The sequence below is a fragment of the Allobosea sp. GW821-FHT09G06 genome (assembly GCF_059416005.1).
The window spans coordinates 1,664,376-1,684,134 of record NZ_JBWKOI010000001.1 but is presented as its reverse complement, the minus strand read 5'-3'; the positions used below and the strand labels follow the sequence as shown (position 1 = coordinate 1,684,134).

The window sequence follows — 19,759 nt, the reverse complement described above, 5'->3', positions numbered from 1 at the left end:
TTAGACTGGCGCGCCGCTACGCCGCGTCGCCACCGCATGGACCGCATAGCCGCGATAGGGCGCACCGATCCGGCAATCGGCCCCGGCCGCTTCGGCCGTCGCGCACACGACCTCAGGCAAATCCTCGCGCGGCGTGACATGGAACAGCGCAAGCCAGCGCAGCAGCACTGCCTTGAACGGCGCCGGCAAGCCGGCCTGATCGCCGAAATCGACGATATGCAGCGAACCGCCGGGCGCGAGCCGGCGCAGCGCCTCGGCGACGACGCCCTGCCAGGGCGGGATCATCGAGAGCGCATAGGAGATCACGATCCGGTCGAAGCCGGCATGACCGAACAGCTCTTGGGGATCGAAGCCGGTGGCATCCGCCTGCGCGAGCTTGATCCGACGCTCCAGCCCGGCCTTCGCCACCGAGTTTTGCGCCGTCGCCAGCATTGCGCTGGAGACGTCGAGCCCATGGCAGGCGCAATCCGGATAGCGCTGCGCGATCCGGATCAGGTTGCGCCCGGTGCCGCAGCCGATCTCCAGCACGCTCCCGCCCTTCGGCGGCTGCAAACCGTCGATGAGCTGGTCGCGGCCGAGCAGATAGAACTTCCGGCTGGCATCGTAGATATGGCGCTGGTGCCAGTAGATCCGGTCCATCAGCCCCGCGGCTGAGCCGCCCGCCGGCGCCTCGGCGGCGCTCACCGCGCCGGCCCCTTCAGGACATAGAGGTGGAAGCCGCCATAAATCGCCGAGCGATCCTGCCGGCAGAGTTCGCGGCTCTTCTCCTCCTCGTAATGCCACTGGTCGAGGATCGCGGCCGGCACTCTCCCCGGGAGCAAGCGCTCGTCGGCCGCCGTGCGGAAGATCACCCGCGCGCCCGGCCGGGCCGTGCGCGTAACCTGCGACCACAAGGCCGTGAGATCGGCGTCGTTCATCCAGTCCTGCGCATCGAGCAGCACATAGGCGTCGCAGCTCTCGGCCGGCTGGTCTTCGAGGAAGGCCGTGACCGCACTCTGGCGATAGGAGACGCCGGGAGCGCGCTCCTTCACCGCCGCGAAATGCTGCTTCTGGAGATAGGGCGGGAAGGCCGCGTCCGGTCCCTCGCCATAGCGCCGACCGAAAGCCTGCTGGGCGAAGTAATTGTCCTTCAGGTCGAAATCGCAGGCGAGGCGCTCGAGCCTGAGCTTCAGCGCGCCCAAGATGCCGTCCTCGCCATCGGCGGCCAGCGCCTTGTACTGCGCCGGCGGGATGCCGAGCCCGTAGAGCGAGGCCGGCTGGCGCACCAGCCAGCGCACCAGCTTGCGCTCGAAGACCGGCGCCAGATGCCTGTCGTAAAGCGCGCGCTGCTCCGCCATGTCCCGCGCTGCCAGCATCGCCTTGGGATTGCCGCCGAGCAATCGCGCCAGCACATGGCCGGTGCCGATGAAGCGGCCGAGCAGGCCGTAGCGGTGGAATCCCCGAGCGAAGAGATTGATCCGGCGCCGCCCGTTCAGCCCCCGCCCCTCCCAGTATCCGCGCGAGACCGCATCGAGATGATCAGCGATCTCGCGATCGTAGAGCGCGACATTGGCGCGATCCCTCGCCCGGCCGAAGAAGCGCAGGAAATCCTCCTGCCTCTCCATCCGTGCCAGCGCCGCGAGCTTCAATCGGCCGAGCGCGATATGGGTAGCGTTGAGATCGACCGCGCTGACCCGGATCGGCGCCGCGGTGAGATAGGACAGGATGTTGCAGGAGCCGGAGGCGATCGCCACGACATGGTCGCCGGCCTTGAGCTCAAGCGCCGCCATGTCGACGACCGGGTCTTCCCAGATCTGCGGATAGACCAGCCCCGAGAAGGCGCGTGCGAACAGCCATTCCAGCATGCCGGCCTTGGAGAGCGTCTTGCTGCGGCGGACCGCTTGCCCGAGGCCCGAGCTCGTCATGCGGCGGGCCGCGCGTGCCGTTTGCGTCGCCTGTTCCGTCACCGGTTTTCCTCCCTTTGCGGGTGGCCGGGCTGCTAGAGGAGTCGCGTGACGGTCAGGTGACGATGCTGCGGGGATTGCCACGGCATCGTGAAACGACGGCAGGTCAGCGGGGCTGAAATCTTGCGCGCGAAGCCCCATATTGGCGGCTCGAAAGCCGATGAGGCGCTCCCGCCAGGAAGGAGATCGCAATGGGTCTGATGAGCATGTTCGGAGCTGAGAAGAAGCAGGACGAGAGCTTCCCCTTCCAGCTAACGGACGCCGAATGGCGCGCGCGCCTGACGCCGGAGCAATATCGCATCCTGCGCGGCCACGGCACCGAGCGGGCCGGCTCCTGCGCACTCAACTACGAGAAGCGCGCCGGCACCTTCTCCTGTGCCGGCTGCGACCAGAAGCTGTTCAAGTCCGGCAAGAAATTCGAGAGCGGCACCGGCTGGCCGAGCTTCGACCAGCCGCTTGAGGGCTCTGTCGGCACCACCGAGGATCGCAGCTACGGCATGCTCCGCGTCGAGGTCCACTGCGCCAATTGCGGCGGCCATCTCGGCCACGTCTTCCCGGACGGCCCGCCGCCGACCGCCCTGCGCTACTGCATCAACGGCGAGGCGATGACGTTCGAGCCGGAAGCGGCGTGAGGCACACGCGTCATGCGCGGGCTTGACCCGAGCATCTCGTGACGGAAAAGCGATGCAGAGATGCCCGGGTCAAGCCCGGGCATGACGTTTCAGATAGCGGGTACCGCCCGCCGCGCCAATGCTGCCGCATCGACCGCTGGCGGCAGGTCGCCGAACTGCCCCGACCAGCCATCACCAAGCCGCGTGGCAATGAACGCATCTGCCACGACGTTCGGCGCGAAGCGCAGCAGCAGCGAGCCCTGCAGCAGCAGCGCCAGCCGTTCCGTCAATCGCCTTGCCTGCCCCTCGTTGCGCATCAGTTCCGGCAACTCCGCCTCCAGCCGCTTCAGCGCCGCATCATAGCGCCGGTCCGCGCCCGCAGCCGCCATCAGCTCGGCCCGCAGCACATCGACCACCTCCTCCTCGCGCGCCAGCGAACGCAGTACATCGAGGCAGATGACATTGCCCGAGCCTTCCCAGATCGCGTTGAGCGGCGCCTCCCTGTAGAGCCGCGCGATCGGATTCTCCTCGATGAAGCCGTTGCCGCCATGGCATTCCAGCGCCTCGGTGACCACGGCTGGCGCCCGCCGCGTGATCCAGTATTTCGCGATCGGCGCCCCGACCCGCGCCAGCAGTCGCTCGCTTTCCGACACCTCCTGCCGGTCGAGCGCAGCGAAGAGCCGAAAGGCGAGCCAGGCGGCCGCCTCCGCCTCGATAGCGATATCGGCCAGCACGTTCTGCATGATCGGCTGGTCGATCAGTGCCTTCTGGAAGGCGCGGCGATGCTGGACATGATGCGCGGCGAGCGACACCGCCATCCGCATCAGCCCTGACGAGGCCGCCGCGATATCGAGCCGCGAATTGTGGTTCATCGACAGGCCCGTGCGGATGCCCCGGCCCGGCTCGCCGATGAGATGGCCGATGCCCCCCCTGAACTCGACCTCGGAAGAGGCATTCGAACGGTTGCCGACCTTGTCCTTGAGCCGCTGGATCGCGACACCGTTGCGCGAACCATCCGGCAGCCAGCCCGGCACGACGAAGCAGGAAATGCCCTCACCTGTCCGCGCCAGCGTCAGGAAAACGTCGGAATGCGGCACCGAGAAGAACCATTTCCGTCCGTGCAGCGAGAATGTGCCGTCGCGATTATCCTCGGCCACCGTCTGGGTCTGACGCAGGTCGGAGCCGCCTTGCGTCTCCGTCATCGCCGTTCCGACGGTCGCCCCGGTCTTGAGATGCGCCGGCCCCTGTCGCCGATCGTAGCGATTTGAGGTGACGAGAGAGCCCCACTGCTCCCAAAGCAGAGGGTCCTGCTTCAGCACCGGCGCGGCGGCATAAGTCATGCTGATCGGACAGCAGATGCCGCTCTCGGCGCCATACCAGAGATATTGCAAGGCGGCGCGGGCGACCTGCGCACCGGGCTCCGGCCGGTTCCAGGCGAGCGCATGCGTCTCCTGCCCGATCGCGAGCTCCATCAATTCGTGCCAGGCCGGATGGAAGGCGATCTCGTCGATGCGATTGCCGAAACGGTCGAAGGCGCGAAGCTCTGGCGTATAGCGATTGGCGAGATAAGCCAGCTCCTGCACCCGCGCCGAGCCGACGGTCCGCCCTGCCTCATGCAGCCGCTCGCGCGCCCAGTCCGCACCGAAGGCCGAGACGATGCCGGGCAGCACCGGATCGGCGGCAAAGGCATCATACTCTGCCAGCGCCGGCACCTGATTTGTGATCGGCTCGCCGTGCGATCGCTGCGCCATCGCCCTACCTTCCAGCTCTGCGAACAATCCCTGCCGTTAACCACCAGACTATGCCGGTCTCCGCCGTTTGCGAATCCGCCCGATTGCTGCCCCGGTTCCTGCTGCACATCGTCCCGCGCGCCACGATCGGCGCGCGACGACGGAGACCCAACGTGCGACGCGCCCTTCCGAATATGTTGCTGATCGCCCTCATCGCCGGCTTCGGCGTGTCCGCCGCTCCGGCGCACGCCCAGCCCCAACCGGTTCCGAAGGTTCAGCCGGGCGAAGGCCGCCCTTATGAAATCGTCGACAGCGAAGTCTGGGACGTGCCCGATCCGGTCTCGCGCCGCGGCTATCAGGTCTTCGTCGCCTTGCCGCCCTCCTATGCGAAGGAGCCGCAGCGACGTTACCCGGTGCTCTACGTCACGGACGCCGACTATGCCTTCCCGATCCTGCGCCAGATCAGCCGCCGCCTGAACCTCGAAGGACCCAAGGTTGAGGAATTCATCCTGGTCGGGCTGTCCTATGCCAAGGGCGAAGATGGCGCTGTCAGCCGCCGGCGCGACTACACGCCAACGCCGAACGGGCCGAGCACCGCACCGGCTGGCACGGTTCACGGCGAGGGGCCGGCGTACCAAACCTATCTGCGCGATCAGGTGAAGCCGTTCATCGCCGCCCGCTATCGGACCGATCCCGCCAGAGCGCTCTTTCTCGGCCACTCCTACGGCTCCCTGCTGGGCGCGCAGATCCTGTTCACCGAGCCCGGCCTGTTCAGCGGCTATATCCTCGGCAGCCCCTCGCTCTGGTACGACAAGCGCCATGCTCTGGGACTGGAAGCGCGCTATGCCGCCGGGAACAGCGACCTGCCGGCCAAGGTCTATCTCTATGTCGGCGCCTATGAGGCACAACGCAAAGGCGACCGGCGCTACAGCCAGACGGTCGACATGGTCGCCGACAACCGGGCGCTGGAGGCGGCGTTGCGCAGCCGGAAGTATCCAAATCTGACTCTGAAGTCGGTCGTCTTCGACGATGAGGATCACCTCACCGTCGCACCGCGCGGCTTCACGCAGGGCCTGAAATACCTGCTGCCAGCGCGCTGACCGGCGAACAGGGGCATGCTGCCACCTCCCTGTGGAACGGGATATAAAATGATCGCTCCGGCAGGGCGCAATCCTGACAGCGACATCCTATATTCGCCGGAGAACGAATCACGCACGAGCAGCGCACACCCTTGTCCGACGCAGACCCCTTTTCCGCTCCCCCGCCCCGCCCCGGCGGCCTCGCTGCGCGCGCTGCCGCGCAGCCGGCGGCCGGCTATCTCGCGGGTCTGAACCCGGAGCAGCGCCAGGCGGTCGAGGCGACGGACGGCCCGGTTCTGGTGCTCGCCGGCGCCGGCACCGGCAAGACCCGCGTACTCACCACCCGCATCGGCCACCTGATCTCGACCAGCCGCGCCTACCCGTCCCAAATCCTCGCCGTGACCTTCACCAACAAGGCGGCGCGCGAGATGAAGGAGCGCGTCGCCCATCTCGTGGGCCCGGTCGCCGAGGGCATGCCCTGGCTCGGCACCTTCCACTCGATTTCGGCCAAGCTCCTGCGCCGCCATGCCGAATTGCTCGACCTGCGCAGCGATTTCACCATTCTCGACACCGACGATCAGATCCGCCTGATGAAGCAGGTCATCCAGGCGGAAGGCATCGACGAGAAGCGCTGGCCCGGCCGGATGCTGGCGGGCTTCATCGATAGCTGGAAGAACCGCGGCCTCTCCCCCAAGGACGTTCCCGCGGGCGAGGCCGCCGTCTTCGCCAACGGCAAGGGCGGCAAGCTCTACGCCGCCTATCAGGAGCGTTTGAAGGCGCTGAACGCCGTCGATTTCGGCGACCTGCTGCTGCATTGCCTGACGCTGTTCCGCGACTATCCGGACGTGCTCCAGACCTATCACGACCGCTTCCGCTACATCCTCGTCGACGAGTACCAGGACACCAACACGGCGCAGTATCTCTGGCTGCGCCTGCTGGCTCAGGGACGCCGCAACATCTGCTGCGTCGGCGACGACGACCAGTCGATCTATGGCTGGCGCGGCGCCGAGGTCGACAACATCCTGCGCTTCGAGCACGATTTTCCCGGCGCAACGGTGATCCGGCTGGAGCGTAACTACCGCTCGACCGGCCATATCCTCGCCACCGCCTCCAAGCTGATCGCCCGCAACGAGGGCCGGCTCGGCAAGACCTTGCGCACCGAGGATGCACTCGGCGAGAAGGTCACCATCACCGGCGCCTGGGACAGCCAGGAGGAAGCCCGCCTGATCTCCGATGAGATCGAGGCGATGCAATCGAAGAAGCACAATCTCGCCGAGGTCGCGGTGCTCGTCCGCATCTCCGCGCAGATGCGCGAGATCGAGGAGCGCTTCGTCCAGGCCGGCGTGCCCTATCGCGTCATCGGCGGCCCGCGTTTCTACGAGCGCGCCGAAATCCGAGATGCGCTCGCCTATCTGCGCTGCGTGGTGTCGCCGACCGACGATCTCGCCTTCGAGCGCATCGTCAACGTGCCCAAGCGCGGCCTTGGCGACGCCACGGTCCAGCTCCTGCACAACCATGCCCGCGCCACCGGCTTCTCGCTGATGCAATCGGCCCGCGCCGCCGTCGAGAGCGACGAGTTGAAGCCCAAGGCCCGCACGTCCCTGCGCGAGCTGGTTGACGCCTTCGGCCGCTGGGCGGCGCGGGCCGAGCATATGCCGCAGGGCGAGCTCGCCGAGCTGGTGCTGGAGGAATCCGGCTATACCGAGATGTGGAAGAAGGACCGTTCGGCCGATGCCGCCGGGCGCCTCGAAAACCTCAAGGAGCTCGTCCGCTCGCTCGACGAATTCCCGGACCTGCCAGCCTTCCTCGAACACGTCTCGCTGGTGATGGATGTCGGAGACGGCGAGGCCGAGGCGCGCGTCTCGATCATGACGCTGCACGCCGCCAAGGGTCTGGAGTTCGACACGGTCTTCCTGCCCGGCTGGGAGGAAGGCCTGTTCCCGAACCAGCGCGCACTCGACGAAAGCGGCCGCGCCGGGCTGGAGGAGGAGCGCCGCCTCGCCCATGTCGGCCTCACCCGCGCCCGCAAGAAGCTGAAGCTCTATTTCGCCTCGAACCGGCGCATCCACGGCCTCTGGCAGACCAGCCTGCCCTCCCGCTTCATCGACGAATTGCCGGAGGAACATGTCGAGGTCGAGCAGGCCCCGACCAGCTATTCGCAGGGCGGCTACGGCGCCTCGCGCTTCGACCGGATGGAGAGCTTCGGCTCGACCTACAACACGCCGGGTTGGCAGCGCGCGCAGGAGAACCGGGCGAAGAACAGCGGCGGCGGCAGCGGCTTCTCCGAAAGCGGCCGCGGTTTCGGCCAAGGCAATTTCGGCAGTTCCTCCCGCCAGCGCGGCCCGCTGCTGATCGAAGGCGAGCTGACGGCGAAATCCTCCGGCGAATCCGCCTATGGCGAGGGCGCCCGCGTCTTCCACGTCAAGTTCGGCCCCGGATCGGTCGCGAGCGTCGACGGCAACAAGCTGACCGTCGATTTCGACAAGGCCGGCCGGAAGATGGTGCTGGACTCGTTCGTGCAGAGGGCGGGGTAAAATCAGTCTTCTTTGTCAACGGGAAAACGCACCTGCTTTTCCGTAGCGGGACGAATAAGGGCATGCCTAGTTGATGTGCGATTAGCGCATTCGGAACAGCCCATGCTCAACAACAGCGCCGACATCATTCGCCGCCTCGAACGCGAGGGCTGGGAATGCGTGCGCATCACCGGCTCGCACCGTGTCTTCAAAAAGCCTGGCGTCCGTGACACTATCGTGGTGCCGCATCCGAAGAAGAGCTTCGGGCCCGGCCTCGTGTTGAAAATTTACAAGCAGGCAGGTTGGCCGCGCGACTGACATGACCCATTACGTCGCCATCATCGAGGATGCAGGCCCCGACCATGCCGTCGGCGTCTGGTTTCCCGATCTGCCCGGCTGCTTCGCGGCCGGCGATACGCTGGATGAGGCCTTGCTCAACGCTCCCGAGGCGGTTGCGCTCTGGATCGAAGCCCAAGGCGGCACGGCACCACACCCCCGCACGCCCAGCGAACTACGCAGCGATCCCGAGACCTCAGCGGACATGGCCGCACATGCCATCGCCCTGATCCCGGCGCCCGGCCTATCGTTGCAGCCAGCCGCGGAGTAGAAGCAGCGCATCCTTACTGCCTCTCCCACGATGCGACCGACCATGCCTCCCGAGATCACCCTCACCGACGCCGAAGACGACGCTTTCCGCAAGCTGCTCGGCGAAGGCCTGAAAGACTATAACGACGCCGCGATCGGCCGGCACGATCGCCGGGAATTGCAGATTCGCATCAGCGATCCCGATACGGGCCAGCCGATCGGCGGCCTCGCGGGCCGCACCTCGCTCGGCCTGCTCTTTATCGACACCGTCTACCTGCCGAAGAGCCTGCGCGGCACCGGCATCGGCAGCCGCATCCTCGCCATGGCCGAGGAGGAAGGGCGCCGGCGCGGCTGCAGCAAGGCCGTGCTCTTCACCATCAGCTTCCAGGCGCCCGAGTTCTACAAGAAGCTCGGCTGGCAGGTTTTCGGCGAGATCGCGCCGAAGCCGCCGGGTGCGACCAGAATCTACCTGACCAAGGACCTCTGAGCGCTCAGGCGCCGTCCGACCGGCCGTGGGGTCGAAAAGGTGACATGACGATGCAGGCAGGGAGTCTCGCAGGTCGGCGGTCCGTGATCACCGGCGCCGGACGCGGGCTGGGCGCAGCACTTGCCATCGCGCTGGCCGAGGCCGGAAGCAGCGTTGTGCTCTGCGGCCGCAATCAGGCCGGGTTGTCGGATACTGCGACAGCCATTCGCGAACGAACAGGTAGCGAGCCTCACCGCGTCGCGCTCGATCTCGCCGATGCCGCCAACGTCGAAGCTGCCGGCCGAAAGCTCGCCGACAGCGAGGATATCGACATCCTCATCAACAATGGCGCGATGTGGCTGGAGGGGCGCGAGACAGCCTATTCCGCCGAGGAAGTACTCGGCGTCGTCAACGCTGCGGTTTCCGGAACCTTCCTGCTGACACAAGCGCTGCTGCCGGCGCTGCGGCGTTCGAGCTGTCCGGACATCGTCACCATCGGTTCGATCAGCGGTCTGCCCAATGCGGCGCTGCAGAGCGTCTCCGTTCCCTTCTACGCCGCCAAGCACGCGCAAGCTGCGCTCGCCGACGGCTTTCGCCAGATGCTCGCGGGGTCACCGATCCGCTCGATCACGGTGCATCCGCCTTATCTCGACGACATGCTGCCGGGCGACGCCGAGTGGCAGGCGAACGCACAGCGCACCAAAGGCAGCCGCGGCAGCAATCGCGATGTCGTCGAAGCGGTCATCTTCGCCTTGACGCGGCCACGCCATCTGACCTTGGCGATCACTCTCGATGCCGATGACGGCGGGCAGTTTCCGCAGACGCCCCGTGGCTGAGCGCAACCGTCGAGCCGCTACCGCTCTTCCCGCTCGCGAAATGCCTTCCGCGCCGCCGAAACCTCGCCGTAATAAGTCTCGGCCCAAGTCCAGACGCCACAGAAGGCGGCGCTGAGCTCGCGCCCGAGCTCGGTCAGCGTGTAATCGACATGCGGCGGGATCACCGGATGGACGGTGCGGGTAACCAGCCCGTCGCGCTCCATCTCGCGCAAGGTCTTGGTCAGCATCTTCTGGCTGATGCCGCCGACGATGCGGCCGACCTCGGTGAAGCGCAGCGTGCCGTGCTCCTCCAGCGCCTCCAGCACCAGCATCGTCCATTTGTCGGCGATCTGAGCGATGACCTGCCGCACCAGCGATTCCACCGCCGGGCTGACCGGCGGGATCGCCTCGCTGCGCTGATGCATCGCCGCCATGGCGGTTCGGATCGCCTGCATTCGACACTCTCCTTTTGGTGCGTATGGCACTTCTGAGCGCCTTCTTTCCATTGAAGAGTATGGGCGCCATCTCGTCTCATGCAACCACGAGAGGGCCTTGTCATGAAGATTTCCGGAAACACCATCCTCATCACCGGCGGCGGCTCGGGCATCGGCCCGGCGCTGGCCGAGGCACTGCACGCCAAGGGCAACAAGGTCATCATTGCCGGGCGCCGCGAAGCCGTGCTCGACGCGGTCACCGCCAACAATCCCGGCATGGAATCGATGCTGCTCGACATCCAGGACGAGGCCGATATCGCCGCCTTCGCCCGGCAGACCGTCGCGCGCTTCCCGAGCCTGAATGCCGTCATCAACAACGCCGGCATCATGAAGCCGGAGAACCTGCCCGCCGCCGACAATCTCGCCATCGCCGAGGAAACGATCGCGACCAATCTGCTCGGGCCGATCCGCCTGACCACCGCGCTGCTGCCGCATCTCCTGCAACAGCCGCGCGCCACGGTGCTGACCGTCTCGTCGGGCCTCGCCTTCGTGCCGCTGGCGGCGACCCCGACCTATAGCGCGACCAAGGCCGCGATCCATTCCTGGTCGATCGGCCTGCGGGAGCAGCTCAGGAACACATCGGTCGAGGTCATCGAGATCGCCCCGCCCTATGTCCAGACCGAGCTGCTCGGCCCGCATCAGGCGGTCGATCCGGCCGCGATGCCGCTCGCCGATTTCACCAACGAGGTGATGACGATCCTCGAAACCCAGCCCGAGGCTGCCGAGATCATCGTCGAGCGCTGCAAGCCGCTGCGCTTCGCCGAGGCGACCGGCAGCTTTGCGCAGGTTTTTGCCGGGCTCAACGCACAGCACGGCTGACCAAGGAGAGCGCTACTCCGCCCGATGGCAGCAGACGCAAACCTTGTTGCCGTCGGGATCGCGGAAATAGGCCCCATAATAATGCGCGTGATAATGCGGCCGCAGGCCAGGCGCCCCTTCGCAGCTCCCACCATGGGCCAGCGCGATCGCGTGACAGCTGTCGACGGTTGCGCGGCTTTCGGCCAGGAAGGCCACCATCTGGCCGTTCCCCGGCTGAGCGGTCTGCCCATCGAACGGGCGGGTCAGGAACAGCAGAGGCCGGTCGGAATCCGTCGGCTGCCAGGCGGCAGCGGCGGCTTCCGGGTCACGGAAGCGCAGCCTCAGCCCCAATGCGCCGCAAAGCGCGCCATAGAACGCCTCTGCTCGCTCGAAGGCGTTCGTTCCGACGCTGATATGGGAGAACATGCGGAGCCTCCTGCTTCCAGCTTTGGCAGCTTGGGAATGTCTCGCACCCTACCGCAAGGCGCACCGCTCGGAAGCGCAGCGATCGCATGACAACCCCGTCGCGCGCTGCTAAGGCCAGCGCATGCGCGAAGGCCTCCTGCCAGCGACGGTCGCGACCGTCCTCGAACTCTCCACCTCGGGCGAACAGGCCCGGGCCCTCACCGAATTGCTGGGCGAGATCTTCGATCCCACGGAGACGGCGATCTCCGCCTTCGAGGTCGCGGACGGGATCACCACGCTCTCGATGAACATCCCGTGGAAGGTCGAGATCTACTTCGCCAATCCGCCCGACGAGGAGGCGGTGCGCGACCTGCTGCGCCCCATCGTCGGCGAACTCGTGGACAACACGCCCTTCACCACCGTCAACACCAAGGACTGGGTCGCCAACAGCCTGGACGGGCTGAAGCCCGTCCGCGCCGGCCGCGTCCTCGTTCATGGCGCGCATGACCGGCACGTCGTCCGCACCAACGATGTCGCCATCGAGATCGAGGCTGCGCTCGCCTTCGGCACCGGCCATCACGGGACGACCGCCGGCTGCCTGCTGGCGCTCGACGCCGAACTGAAGAAGCGCCGGCCCCGCCATGGCATCGATATCGGCACCGGCACCGGCATTCTCGGGCTGGCGCTCGCCAAGCAGATCAAGCGCAAGGTCGTCGCCGGCGATATCGACGCGGTTGCGGTCGAGGTCTCCGCCCATAACGCCCGGCTCAACCATGCGCCGAACGCGCTCGATCTCTATGTCGCGCCCGGCTTGCGCCATGCCAAAGCCTGGCGCCCGGGCCATTTCGACTTCGTCTTCGCCAATATCCTGGCCGGTCCGCTGAAGCGGCTCGCGCCGTCGATCGCGCGCGTGCTCTCGTCGAACGGCACGCTGATCCTGTCCGGCCTGCTCGCGATGGATGTCGCCGGCGTCGTCTCGGCCTACCGGCACCAAGGCGTCTATCTCGCGAGCCACTCGCTGCGCGAAGGCTGGGCGACGCTGGTCATGAAAAAAGGCGGCGCAGCCCCGAGGCCGCGCCGCCTTGCCTGACCTCCGGCGCTTCCGGGGAAGCGCGAGATCGTTACTCTGTCGGCTTAGAAGCCGATATAGCCGTACTTCTTCTCGGCATCGGCCTGCAGGCTGCGGGCATCGTGCCAGACGGCGGCGGTGAACTTCGCGGCGTCAGCGATCTGTTCGACGATGTGCTTGATGATGGCGATCATGGTGATGGTCCTCAAGAGTTGTCAGCTGCGCGGCTCGGGGCCGCGGCGGCGTGAATTCAGCGGTTGAAAGGCAGGGAAACGTCGCTCGCCAGCGTCGCGGACGGGTAGCCGCCCAGCACGAGCTCTGCCTCGTTGACGAGGAGGTTGCGGGCGCGCAGTTCGCGGGCTGCGGAACGCGCACGGCTCACGACCAGCGCGGCGTAGAAGCGCTGCATCAGGCCCGGCTTGCTGGCGCGGGTTTCGCCATGGGTCCGGCCCGGTACGGGCAGCAGGTCGGCATTATCCAACACATAGGTCATGGGTCTATCTCCGAAAAACGAAGGACAGTCCCGGTCGCTTCCTCGTTCTCTTATGCGACTAAGGTGGGGTCATTTCGCACTTGCGAGAAGATATGTTCGCATATGCAAGACATGCAAAAAACGCATGCGATCCGTCCATATCCGTTAATGTTTGCGTAGATTGCATAACCAGACAGCACAATGCGATCTCGGCAGGCAGCGCCGTCCCACGGAACGGGCAGCACCCCGCCGACGCATTTGCGCTGGCGCTTTCGCGGGCGCGAGGCGACGATGGCCCGACCTAAGCCGGACCCTGCCATGACCGATTCGACCCTGCCGACCTGCCGTTTCCAGTCCTTCTCCGAGCCGAGCGATCCCAGGCTGGTCGCCGGTCGCGTCGCCGCCCTGCGCAAGGCTCTCGCCGCACAAGGGCTCGCCGGCTTCGTCGTCCCGCGCGCCGACGAGCACCAGGGCGAATATGTTCCCGCCCATATGGCCCGCCTCGCCTGGCTGACCGGCTTCACCGGCTCGGCCGGCAATGCCGTCGTGCTGGCCGACAAGGCCGCGTTGATCGTCGATGGCCGCTACACCATCCAGTCGGCCGAGCAGACCGATACCGAGGTCGTCACGCCGGTCCGCATGGAGGAAACGCCGCTGGAGCGCTGGGTCGAGCAGAACCTGCCGGCTGGCGGCAAGCTCGGCTACGATCCCTGGCTGCATACGGTCGATGGCCTCGCCCGCCTCGAGAAGGCAGCGGCCGCGGCCGGCGGCAGCCTCGTTGCCGTCAAGGCCAACCCGATCGACGCGCTCTGGAGCGACCGTCCGGCGCCCCCGACCGCACCGGTCAAGGCGCATCCGGCCGCCTTCGCCGGCGAGGACAGCGTCTCGAAGCTCGCCCGCATTCAGAAGGCACTGGCTGAGGCCAAGGTCGACGCGCTCGTCGTCTCCGATCCGCATGCCCTAGCCTGGGTCTTCAACATCCGCGGCGGCGATGTCGAGCACACGCCGCTGCCGCTCGGCTATTCGATCGTCCCGCGCGAGGGCCGGCCGACCGTTTTCCTGGCACCGGAGAAGATCACCAACGAGGCCGGTGATGCGATCGGCGCCGTCGGCGAGATCGCCCCTCCGGTCGAACTCGACAAGCAGATCGCCAGGCTCGGCGCCAGCAAGGCCAAGGTCCGACTCGACGCCGCGACCGCAGCCTCGGCGCTCGCGACGCTGATCCGCGAGGCCGGCGGCACGCCCGATGCCGGCACCGACCCGATCGCGCTGATGAAGGCGCGCAAGAACGCGGCCGAACTCGATGGCGCCCGCAACGCCCATCTGCGCGACGGCGCCGTCATGGTGCGCTACCTGTCCTGGCTGGCGCGCGAGGCGCCGAAGGGCGGCCTGACCGAGATCGATGCCGTCGCCGCGCTCGAGGCCGAGCGGCTCAAGACCGGCCTGCTCAAGGACGTCTCCTTCACCACCATCGCCGGCGCCGGCCCCAACGCGGCGCTGCCGCATTACCGCGTCAGCGAGGCGACCAACCGCAAGCTGGAACCAGGCATATTCCTCGTCGATTCAGGCGGCCAGTACGAGGACGGCACCACCGACATCACCCGCACCATGGTCATCGGCACGCCCACGCCCGAGATGCGCGATCGCTATACCCGCGTGCTCAAGGGCCATCTCGCGATCTCGCGGCTGGTCTTCGTCAAGGGCACCTCGGGCGCCCAGCTCGATGCCTTCGCCCGCCTGCCGCTCTGGCAGGGCGGCTTCGATTTCGACCACGGCACCGGCCATGGCGTCGGCAGCTACCTCTCGGTGCATGAGGGGCCGCAGCGGCTCTCCAAGCTCGGCACCACGCCGCTGGAGCCGGGCATGATCCTCTCCAACGAGCCCGGCTACTACAAGCAGGGCGAATACGGCATCCGCATCGAGAACCTGATCGTGGTCGAGGAGCGCCAAATCCCCGGCGCCGATCGGACGATCTACGGCTTCGAGACGATCACCTGGTGCCCCTATGAGCGCGCCCTGATCGAGAAGGACATGCTCGATGCCGGCGAAATCGCCTGGATCGACGCCTATCACGCCAAGGTCTGGGAGAAGCTCGCGCCGCAGGTCGAGGGCGAGGCGAAGGTTTGGCTGGAAACGGCTTGTCGGGCTTTGTGATCGGCATCGTGGGGCCGCCTTCCCTTCTCCCCTTGCGGGAGAAGGTGGCTCGGCGAAGCCGAGACGGATGAGGGGTCGCGCGACCTCTGCCGTCATTGCGAGCGTAGCGAAGCAATCCAGGAGGACGTAGAGCTCTCCCGCCCCTGGATGGCTTCGTCGCTTTGCTCCTCGCAATGACGGAAAGCATCGCGCGACCCCTCATCCGCCTGCCGGCACCTTCTCCCGCAAGGGGAGAAGGGCGATGCTCACATCACCATCCTGAACCCGACCACCGCGATAACCCCGACCGCGACCACACCCAGCAAGGGCAGCCGCGTCGCCGCGAGCGCCGTCACCGCCGCGGCGGCCGTCTCGGCCCAGCCGGTCGCGAGCGCGCTCGGCGCGATCACCGCGATCAATACGGCTGGCGGAATCGCGTCGAAAGCGGCCTGCGCCCGCGGCGAGAGGCTGAGCCGCCCAGCCAGAGCCAGCCCGGCGACGCGCGTGAAATAGGTCACGATCGCCATACCGAGGAAGGCGAGGAGATTGATCGGATCGACGCTCACGCCTTGGCCTCCTCGGTGACCGGCTGCTCTTCACCACCGGCGGCAAGCCATGCCGCCAGCAATCCGCAGAGCGCTCCCGCCGCGACATGCCAGGGCGGCCCGGCGAGCCGATAGGTCACGGCCGAGGCGATGCCGGCGGCGGCCACCGTCCAGAACGTCACCCGCCCCTTCCAGAAGGCGGCGACAAGCGCGATGAACAGCGCCGTAAAGGCGAAATCGGCGCCGAGCCGCTTGGGATCGCCGAGCACCGCGCCGATCATCGCGCCGAGCGTCGAGTTGATCAGCCAGCCCGAAACGAAGGGAATGACCATCGCGAACCAATAGGCCGGCGTCAGGCGGTGCGTGCGGGCGCGCTTCTCGGCCAGCGCCCAGTTCTCATCGGCCATGTAGTAGAGGCCGAGGAATTTCTGCCAGCGGCTGAAGCCCTGCAGCTTGGGCGCCAGCGACGCGCCCATCAGCACATGGCGCGCATTGATCAGCAGCGTCGAGAACACCAGCGCGGCGACCGGCGCCGGGCTCGCCCAGAGCTCGATCGCGGCGAACTGCGCCCCGCCGGCGAAGACCATGATGCTCATCAGGAAGACTTCGAAGGGCGAGAGCCCCTTGCTGGCGGCGACCGCGCCGAAGAGCAAACCGATCGGCGCCGCAGCCACGGCGGCCGGCCAGATATCGTTCAGGCCGCGCCTGATGTCGTCACGCATCGTGGACATGGAATCTTGGTTCTCTTGAAGCTTATTGTTCAGCCGGCATGCGCCGCGCGAAAGGCGCCGGGCGTCACCCCAAGCCGCGCCTTGAAGGCCCGCGTCAGATGCGGCTGGTCGCAGAAGCCCGTCGCCGCTGCGACATCGCCCAGGCTCTCGCCGCGCCGCAACCGCTCGCGCGCCCGCCGGACGCGGACATCGATGAGATAGGCATGGGGCGTCAGCCCGGTCTCGCGCCGGAACGCCCGGATCAGATGATGCCGGGGCAAACCGGCAAGCGCGGCAAGATCGGCCAGCGACAGGTCTTCCTCGTAGCGTGCCTCGATCGCCCGGCGCGTGCGCGCGACCGGCCCATCCTCGCGCCCGACCGCCTGCACGGTCAGATCGGCATGGCGGGCCAGCATATGGGCATAGGCGCGTAGCAGCGCTTCCTCTCCGGCCAGCGCGTCGGTGCCTTCCTCCAGCAGGCGATGCGCGGCGCTGAACAGCGCGGCGCCGGCCGGGTCCTGCACGACGGGATCACGGAAGAACGGCGTGCCAACTACCTCGTTCCCGGTCAGAGAAGCCGCGATCTCCTGCATCAGTTCGACGGAGGGGTAGCTCATCCGGTAGCGATAGCCGCCATCGCTCGGCGCGCCGTCATGGACGTCGAGCGGATGGTTCATCACGATGTCGCCGGGGCCGGCATAGAGCTTCTGCCCGCGCGCGTGCCAGACTTCGCAACCCATCTCGATCGTGCCGATCGCATAGGTGTCATGGGCATGCGGGGCGTAGGCATGGGTGCGGAAGGTCGCGGCAAGGAATTCGAGCCCATCGAAGCGGCGCGCGGCGAACAGATGCGCGCTCTCCCCCGCCCTGAGCGGGGTCTCCAGCAAGGCCTGTTCCTGCGAGATCGACTGCATGCCCGAAGATAGCGCAGAAGCCCGCCAACCTGTCTTGAAGAAAAGTGATCGGGCGCATCACGCGCCCGATCGGTTTTGTCGTTCGGAAATGAAGCGTCAGAGGGCGTGTGCAGCCGCGCCCGTACCCACCCGCTCGGGGCTCTTGGAGCCGAGCAGCAGCACGCCCAGTCCGCCGACCAGTGTCGCGACAGTCGCATAGGCGATGACGCCGAGCGTCCCGAAGCCATCGACCAGCAGGCCGCCGAAGATGGCACCGCTCGCGATCGCGATCTGGAAGGCGGCGACGATCAGGCCGCCGGCCGATTCGGCTTCCTCTTCCGGCGCGACCCGCACCAGCCAGGTCTGGAAGCCGACCGGCAAGGCACCGAAGGCGAAGCCCCAGAGCCCGACCGCGATGGCCGAGGCGATCGGCGACGCGCCGAGGAAGAGCAGGCTCACGCCCACCAGCGCGATCAGGAAGGCGCCGAAGATCACCGAGGCCTTGGCGCTGCGTGCCGTGATCGCCCCACCGGCGAAATTGCCGAAGAAGCCGCCGACGCCATAGGCCAGGAGGACGAGCGAGATCGCCTCGACCGAGAGCTTGGGGATCTGCTCCAGGAACGGGCGGACATAGGTGAAGCCCGCGAAATGGCCGGAGATCACCACGACGATGCCGGCGAGGACGAGCGCGATGCTGGGCTGGCCGAGCAGGCGGAACAGCGTGCGGATATCGGGCGAGCCGCGCGCCGGGAGACGCGGCAGCACCGCGATCTGGACGACGAGCGTGGCGACGCCGACCAGCGCCGAGAGCCAGAACACGAAGCGCCAGCCCATCACGTTGCCGAGATAGGCCCCGATCGGCGCGGCGCTGACCGTGGCGAGGGAGACGCCGGCGAAGATCAGCGACATCGCCTTGGGGAGCGCGCTGGGCGGCACGAGCCGCATCGCGGTCGCCGCGACCATCGACCAGAAGGCGCCGAGCCCGATGCCGAGCAGGACGCGGGCGAAGAGCAGCGTCGTCAGGTTGGTTGCGACAGCCGCGATGATGCTGGAGACGATCAGCAGGCCAGTCAGCGACCAGATCACGATGCGCCGGTCGATGCCGCGCGTCACGATGGCCGCGGCAAGGCCGGCGATGGCGCCGACCACGGCGGTCGCGGTCACCGCCTGTCCGGCGGCGCCGACGGAGACGCCGACATCGGCCGCCATCGGGGTCAAAAGGCTTGCCGGCAGGAACTCGGCCGTGACGAGGCCGAAAACGCCGAAGGTCAGGGATGTGACGGCGGCCCAGGCCGGCTTGTCGCGGGCCTCCTCGGCTGTGTCGTCGAATTCGATTGCTGTGGCAGACAGGGAATCTGACATGGGGTTCTCCATGAGGTTGCCGGAAGATGGGCGTGGCCTCATGGAGTTTCCATGCTATATCATCCGCATCTCATGACCGTTCGTCCAGGATTGCCATGACCGCTTCCGCCGACCACCTGACCGAGATGCTGCGGGGCCTGCGGCTCGACGGCGTCGATTACAGCCGCTGCCAATTGGCCGCGCCCTGGGGCGTCGTCTACCCGCCGACCCATCAGGCCTATTTCCATTTCATCTCGCGCGGCAGCTGCTGGCTGAAGACGCCGGCCGGCGAATGGCTGAAGCTCGCGGATGGCGATGCCGTGCTGCTGCCGCGTGGCGGCGGCCATGTCCTGGCAAGCACGCCCAAGGCCCTCGCCTCCCCGCCCTGCGAGTGCCGGGTACGCGAGTCCTACGGCAATATCTTCGATGTCGAAGGCGGCGGCACGGGTGAGCATATGCTGCTCTTCACCGGCCGGATGACCTTCAATGTCGATCTCGACCACCCGTTGCTGCGCCTGATGCCCGACCTGATGCGGATGAGCGATTTCATCGCCGACGAGCCCGGCCTCCCGCATCTGCTGGAGGCGATGGGCCGCGAGGTCATGCTGGACCGGGTCGGGGCCGGCGGCATCCTCGCCCGCCTCGCCGATGTGCTGGCGGCCGCGATCATCCGCGCCTGGGTCGAGCGCGGCTGCGGCGCCGCCAAGGGCTGGGTCGCAGCGGCGCGCTGCCCGACGATCGGCAAGGTTCTGGCGGCGATCCACGCCCATCCCGAGACCGACTGGACGGTCGAGAGCCTGGCCGAGCTGATGGGTGCCTCACGCTCCGGCTTCGCCGAGCGCTTTGCCGAGGTCGTCGGCGAGACGCCCGCCCGCTATGTCGCGCAGGTGCGGATGCATCAGGCGCGGCAATGGCTCGCCCGCGACAAATTGCGGATCGCGGTGGTGGCGCAGCGTCTCGGCTATGAGTCGGAAGCCTCGTTCAGCCGCGCCTTCAAGCGCATCACCGGCCTGGCGCCAAGCCAGGTGCGGATAGCGGGTGAAGCGCCACCGGTCGCGATGTTCACTCCGGCAGCGGAGGCGGCGGAGTAGGCAACGTCTCACGCGTCTTGGTCGGGCTTGACCCGACCATCTCAGGACGAGAAGGCGCCCTCTGTT

At 67.2% G+C, this 19,759-nt stretch carries 22 protein-coding genes; 11 read left to right on the top strand and 11 right to left on the bottom strand.

What is annotated here, in order from left to right; genetic code table 11:
* The gene (locus tag AC07NY_RS08265; RefSeq protein WP_494583152.1) at nucleotides 1–684 is read right to left on the bottom strand and encodes a class I SAM-dependent methyltransferase; all 684 of its coding nucleotides are present in this window, start codon (nucleotides 682–684) and stop codon (nucleotides 1–3) included.
* The gene (locus AC07NY_RS08260; protein WP_494583150.1) at nucleotides 681–1,904 is read right to left on the bottom strand and encodes a BtaA family protein; all 1,224 of its coding nucleotides are present in this window, start codon (nucleotides 1,902–1,904) and stop codon (nucleotides 681–683) included. The genes AC07NY_RS08265 and AC07NY_RS08260 overlap by 4 nt, the downstream gene beginning before the upstream one ends.
* Nucleotides 1,905–2,143: 239 nt before the next feature.
* Here AC07NY_RS08260 and msrB point away from each other — a divergent pair, with 239 nt between their 5' ends.
* Complete coding sequence (gene msrB, locus AC07NY_RS08255; RefSeq protein WP_494583148.1) at nucleotides 2,144–2,575, top strand: peptide-methionine (R)-S-oxide reductase MsrB; 432 nt, start codon at nucleotides 2,144–2,146, stop codon at nucleotides 2,573–2,575.
* Nucleotides 2,576–2,664: 89 nt separating this feature from the next.
* Here the strand turns inward: msrB and AC07NY_RS08250 are convergent, their stop codons facing one another.
* Nucleotides 2,665–4,305 (bottom strand): acyl-CoA dehydrogenase family protein, encoded by a 1,641-nt coding sequence (locus tag AC07NY_RS08250; protein ID WP_494583147.1) that lies wholly within the window; start codon nucleotides 4,303–4,305, stop codon nucleotides 2,665–2,667.
* Between the two features lie 152 nt (nucleotides 4,306–4,457).
* Between AC07NY_RS08250 and AC07NY_RS08245 the strand changes: the two genes are divergently transcribed.
* From AC07NY_RS08245 to AC07NY_RS08220, 6 genes are all read left to right on the top strand, one after another.
* Nucleotides 4,458–5,384 carry an alpha/beta hydrolase gene (locus AC07NY_RS08245; protein ID WP_494583145.1) on the top strand — a complete coding sequence of 309 codons (927 nt, stop codon included), beginning with the start codon at nucleotides 4,458–4,460 and terminating at the stop codon, nucleotides 5,382–5,384.
* Nucleotides 5,385–5,515: 131 nt separating this feature from the next.
* Entirely contained in the window at nucleotides 5,516–7,897 is a 2,382-nt protein-coding gene (locus AC07NY_RS08240) for an ATP-dependent helicase (protein WP_494583143.1), read from the top strand.
* A gap of 102 nt (nucleotides 7,898–7,999) precedes the next feature.
* Entirely contained in the window at nucleotides 8,000–8,194 is a 195-nt protein-coding gene (locus AC07NY_RS08235) for a type II toxin-antitoxin system HicA family toxin (RefSeq protein WP_494583141.1), read from the top strand.
* Between the two features lies 1 nt (nucleotide 8,195).
* On the top strand, nucleotides 8,196–8,483 hold the full coding sequence (locus AC07NY_RS08230) for a type II toxin-antitoxin system HicB family antitoxin (protein ID WP_494583139.1): 288 nt from the start codon (nucleotides 8,196–8,198) through the stop codon (nucleotides 8,481–8,483).
* 42 nt (nucleotides 8,484–8,525) lie between these two features.
* Complete coding sequence (locus AC07NY_RS08225; protein WP_494583138.1) at nucleotides 8,526–8,948, top strand: GNAT family N-acetyltransferase; 423 nt, start codon at nucleotides 8,526–8,528, stop codon at nucleotides 8,946–8,948.
* Between the two features lie 44 nt (nucleotides 8,949–8,992).
* On the top strand, nucleotides 8,993–9,763 hold the full coding sequence (locus tag AC07NY_RS08220; protein WP_494583136.1) for an SDR family NAD(P)-dependent oxidoreductase: 771 nt from the start codon (nucleotides 8,993–8,995) through the stop codon (nucleotides 9,761–9,763).
* Nucleotides 9,764–9,780: 17 nt separating this feature from the next.
* On the opposite strand, the gene AC07NY_RS08215 is transcribed toward AC07NY_RS08220, so the two are convergent.
* Nucleotides 9,781–10,197 carry a winged helix-turn-helix transcriptional regulator gene (locus tag AC07NY_RS08215; RefSeq protein ID WP_492287162.1) on the bottom strand — a complete coding sequence of 139 codons (417 nt, stop codon included), beginning with the start codon at nucleotides 10,195–10,197 and terminating at the stop codon, nucleotides 9,781–9,783.
* A gap of 102 nt (nucleotides 10,198–10,299) precedes the next feature.
* Between AC07NY_RS08215 and AC07NY_RS08210 the strand changes: the two genes are divergently transcribed.
* Nucleotides 10,300–11,055, top strand: coding sequence for an SDR family oxidoreductase (locus AC07NY_RS08210; protein ID WP_494583134.1), 756 nt, complete (start codon nucleotides 10,300–10,302; stop codon nucleotides 11,053–11,055).
* A gap of 12 nt (nucleotides 11,056–11,067) precedes the next feature.
* On the opposite strand, the gene AC07NY_RS08205 is transcribed toward AC07NY_RS08210, so the two are convergent.
* Nucleotides 11,068–11,460: a VOC family protein gene (locus AC07NY_RS08205; RefSeq protein WP_494583132.1), complete on the bottom strand. Its 393-nt coding sequence runs from the start codon at nucleotides 11,458–11,460 to the stop codon at nucleotides 11,068–11,070.
* 121 nt (nucleotides 11,461–11,581) lie between these two features.
* Here AC07NY_RS08205 and AC07NY_RS08200 point away from each other — a divergent pair, with 121 nt between their 5' ends.
* Nucleotides 11,582–12,529 carry a 50S ribosomal protein L11 methyltransferase gene (locus AC07NY_RS08200; protein ID WP_494583130.1) on the top strand — a complete coding sequence of 316 codons (948 nt, stop codon included), beginning with the start codon at nucleotides 11,582–11,584 and terminating at the stop codon, nucleotides 12,527–12,529.
* A gap of 44 nt (nucleotides 12,530–12,573) precedes the next feature.
* On the opposite strand, the gene AC07NY_RS08195 is transcribed toward AC07NY_RS08200, so the two are convergent.
* Both AC07NY_RS08195 and AC07NY_RS08190 read right to left on the bottom strand, forming a co-directional pair.
* On the bottom strand, nucleotides 12,574–12,702 hold the full coding sequence (locus AC07NY_RS08195; RefSeq protein WP_494583128.1) for a hypothetical protein: 129 nt from the start codon (nucleotides 12,700–12,702) through the stop codon (nucleotides 12,574–12,576).
* Between the two features lie 56 nt (nucleotides 12,703–12,758).
* Nucleotides 12,759–13,001, bottom strand: a complete 243-nt coding sequence (locus tag AC07NY_RS08190; RefSeq protein ID WP_494583126.1) for a hypothetical protein — start codon at nucleotides 12,999–13,001, stop codon at nucleotides 12,759–12,761.
* A 297-nt stretch (nucleotides 13,002–13,298) separates the two neighbouring features.
* Between AC07NY_RS08190 and AC07NY_RS08185 the strand changes: the two genes are divergently transcribed.
* Nucleotides 13,299–15,134 (top strand): aminopeptidase P family protein, encoded by a 1,836-nt coding sequence (locus tag AC07NY_RS08185; RefSeq protein WP_494583124.1) that lies wholly within the window; start codon nucleotides 13,299–13,301, stop codon nucleotides 15,132–15,134.
* Nucleotides 15,135–15,379: 245 nt separating this feature from the next.
* On the opposite strand, the gene AC07NY_RS08180 is transcribed toward AC07NY_RS08185, so the two are convergent.
* The 4 genes from AC07NY_RS08180 to AC07NY_RS08165 form a co-directional block, all read right to left on the bottom strand.
* Nucleotides 15,380–15,679, bottom strand: coding sequence for an AzlD family protein (locus AC07NY_RS08180; RefSeq protein ID WP_492287156.1), 300 nt, complete (start codon nucleotides 15,677–15,679; stop codon nucleotides 15,380–15,382).
* Nucleotides 15,676–16,389, bottom strand: a complete 714-nt coding sequence (locus AC07NY_RS08175) for an AzlC family ABC transporter permease (protein ID WP_494583122.1) — start codon at nucleotides 16,387–16,389, stop codon at nucleotides 15,676–15,678. Before AC07NY_RS08175 ends, AC07NY_RS08180 begins: the two co-directional genes overlap by 4 nt.
* A gap of 29 nt (nucleotides 16,390–16,418) precedes the next feature.
* Complete coding sequence (locus AC07NY_RS08170) at nucleotides 16,419–17,282, bottom strand: AraC family transcriptional regulator (RefSeq protein ID WP_494583120.1); 864 nt, start codon at nucleotides 17,280–17,282, stop codon at nucleotides 16,419–16,421.
* A gap of 96 nt (nucleotides 17,283–17,378) precedes the next feature.
* Nucleotides 17,379–18,623: an MFS transporter gene (locus tag AC07NY_RS08165; protein WP_494583118.1), complete on the bottom strand. Its 1,245-nt coding sequence runs from the start codon at nucleotides 18,621–18,623 to the stop codon at nucleotides 17,379–17,381.
* Nucleotides 18,624–18,718: 95 nt separating this feature from the next.
* On the opposite strand from AC07NY_RS08165, the gene AC07NY_RS08160 reads away from it, so the two are divergent.
* Nucleotides 18,719–19,693, top strand: a complete 975-nt coding sequence (locus AC07NY_RS08160; protein ID WP_494583116.1) for an AraC family transcriptional regulator — start codon at nucleotides 18,719–18,721, stop codon at nucleotides 19,691–19,693.
* The last annotated feature ends 66 nt before the right edge of the window (nucleotides 19,694–19,759 follow it).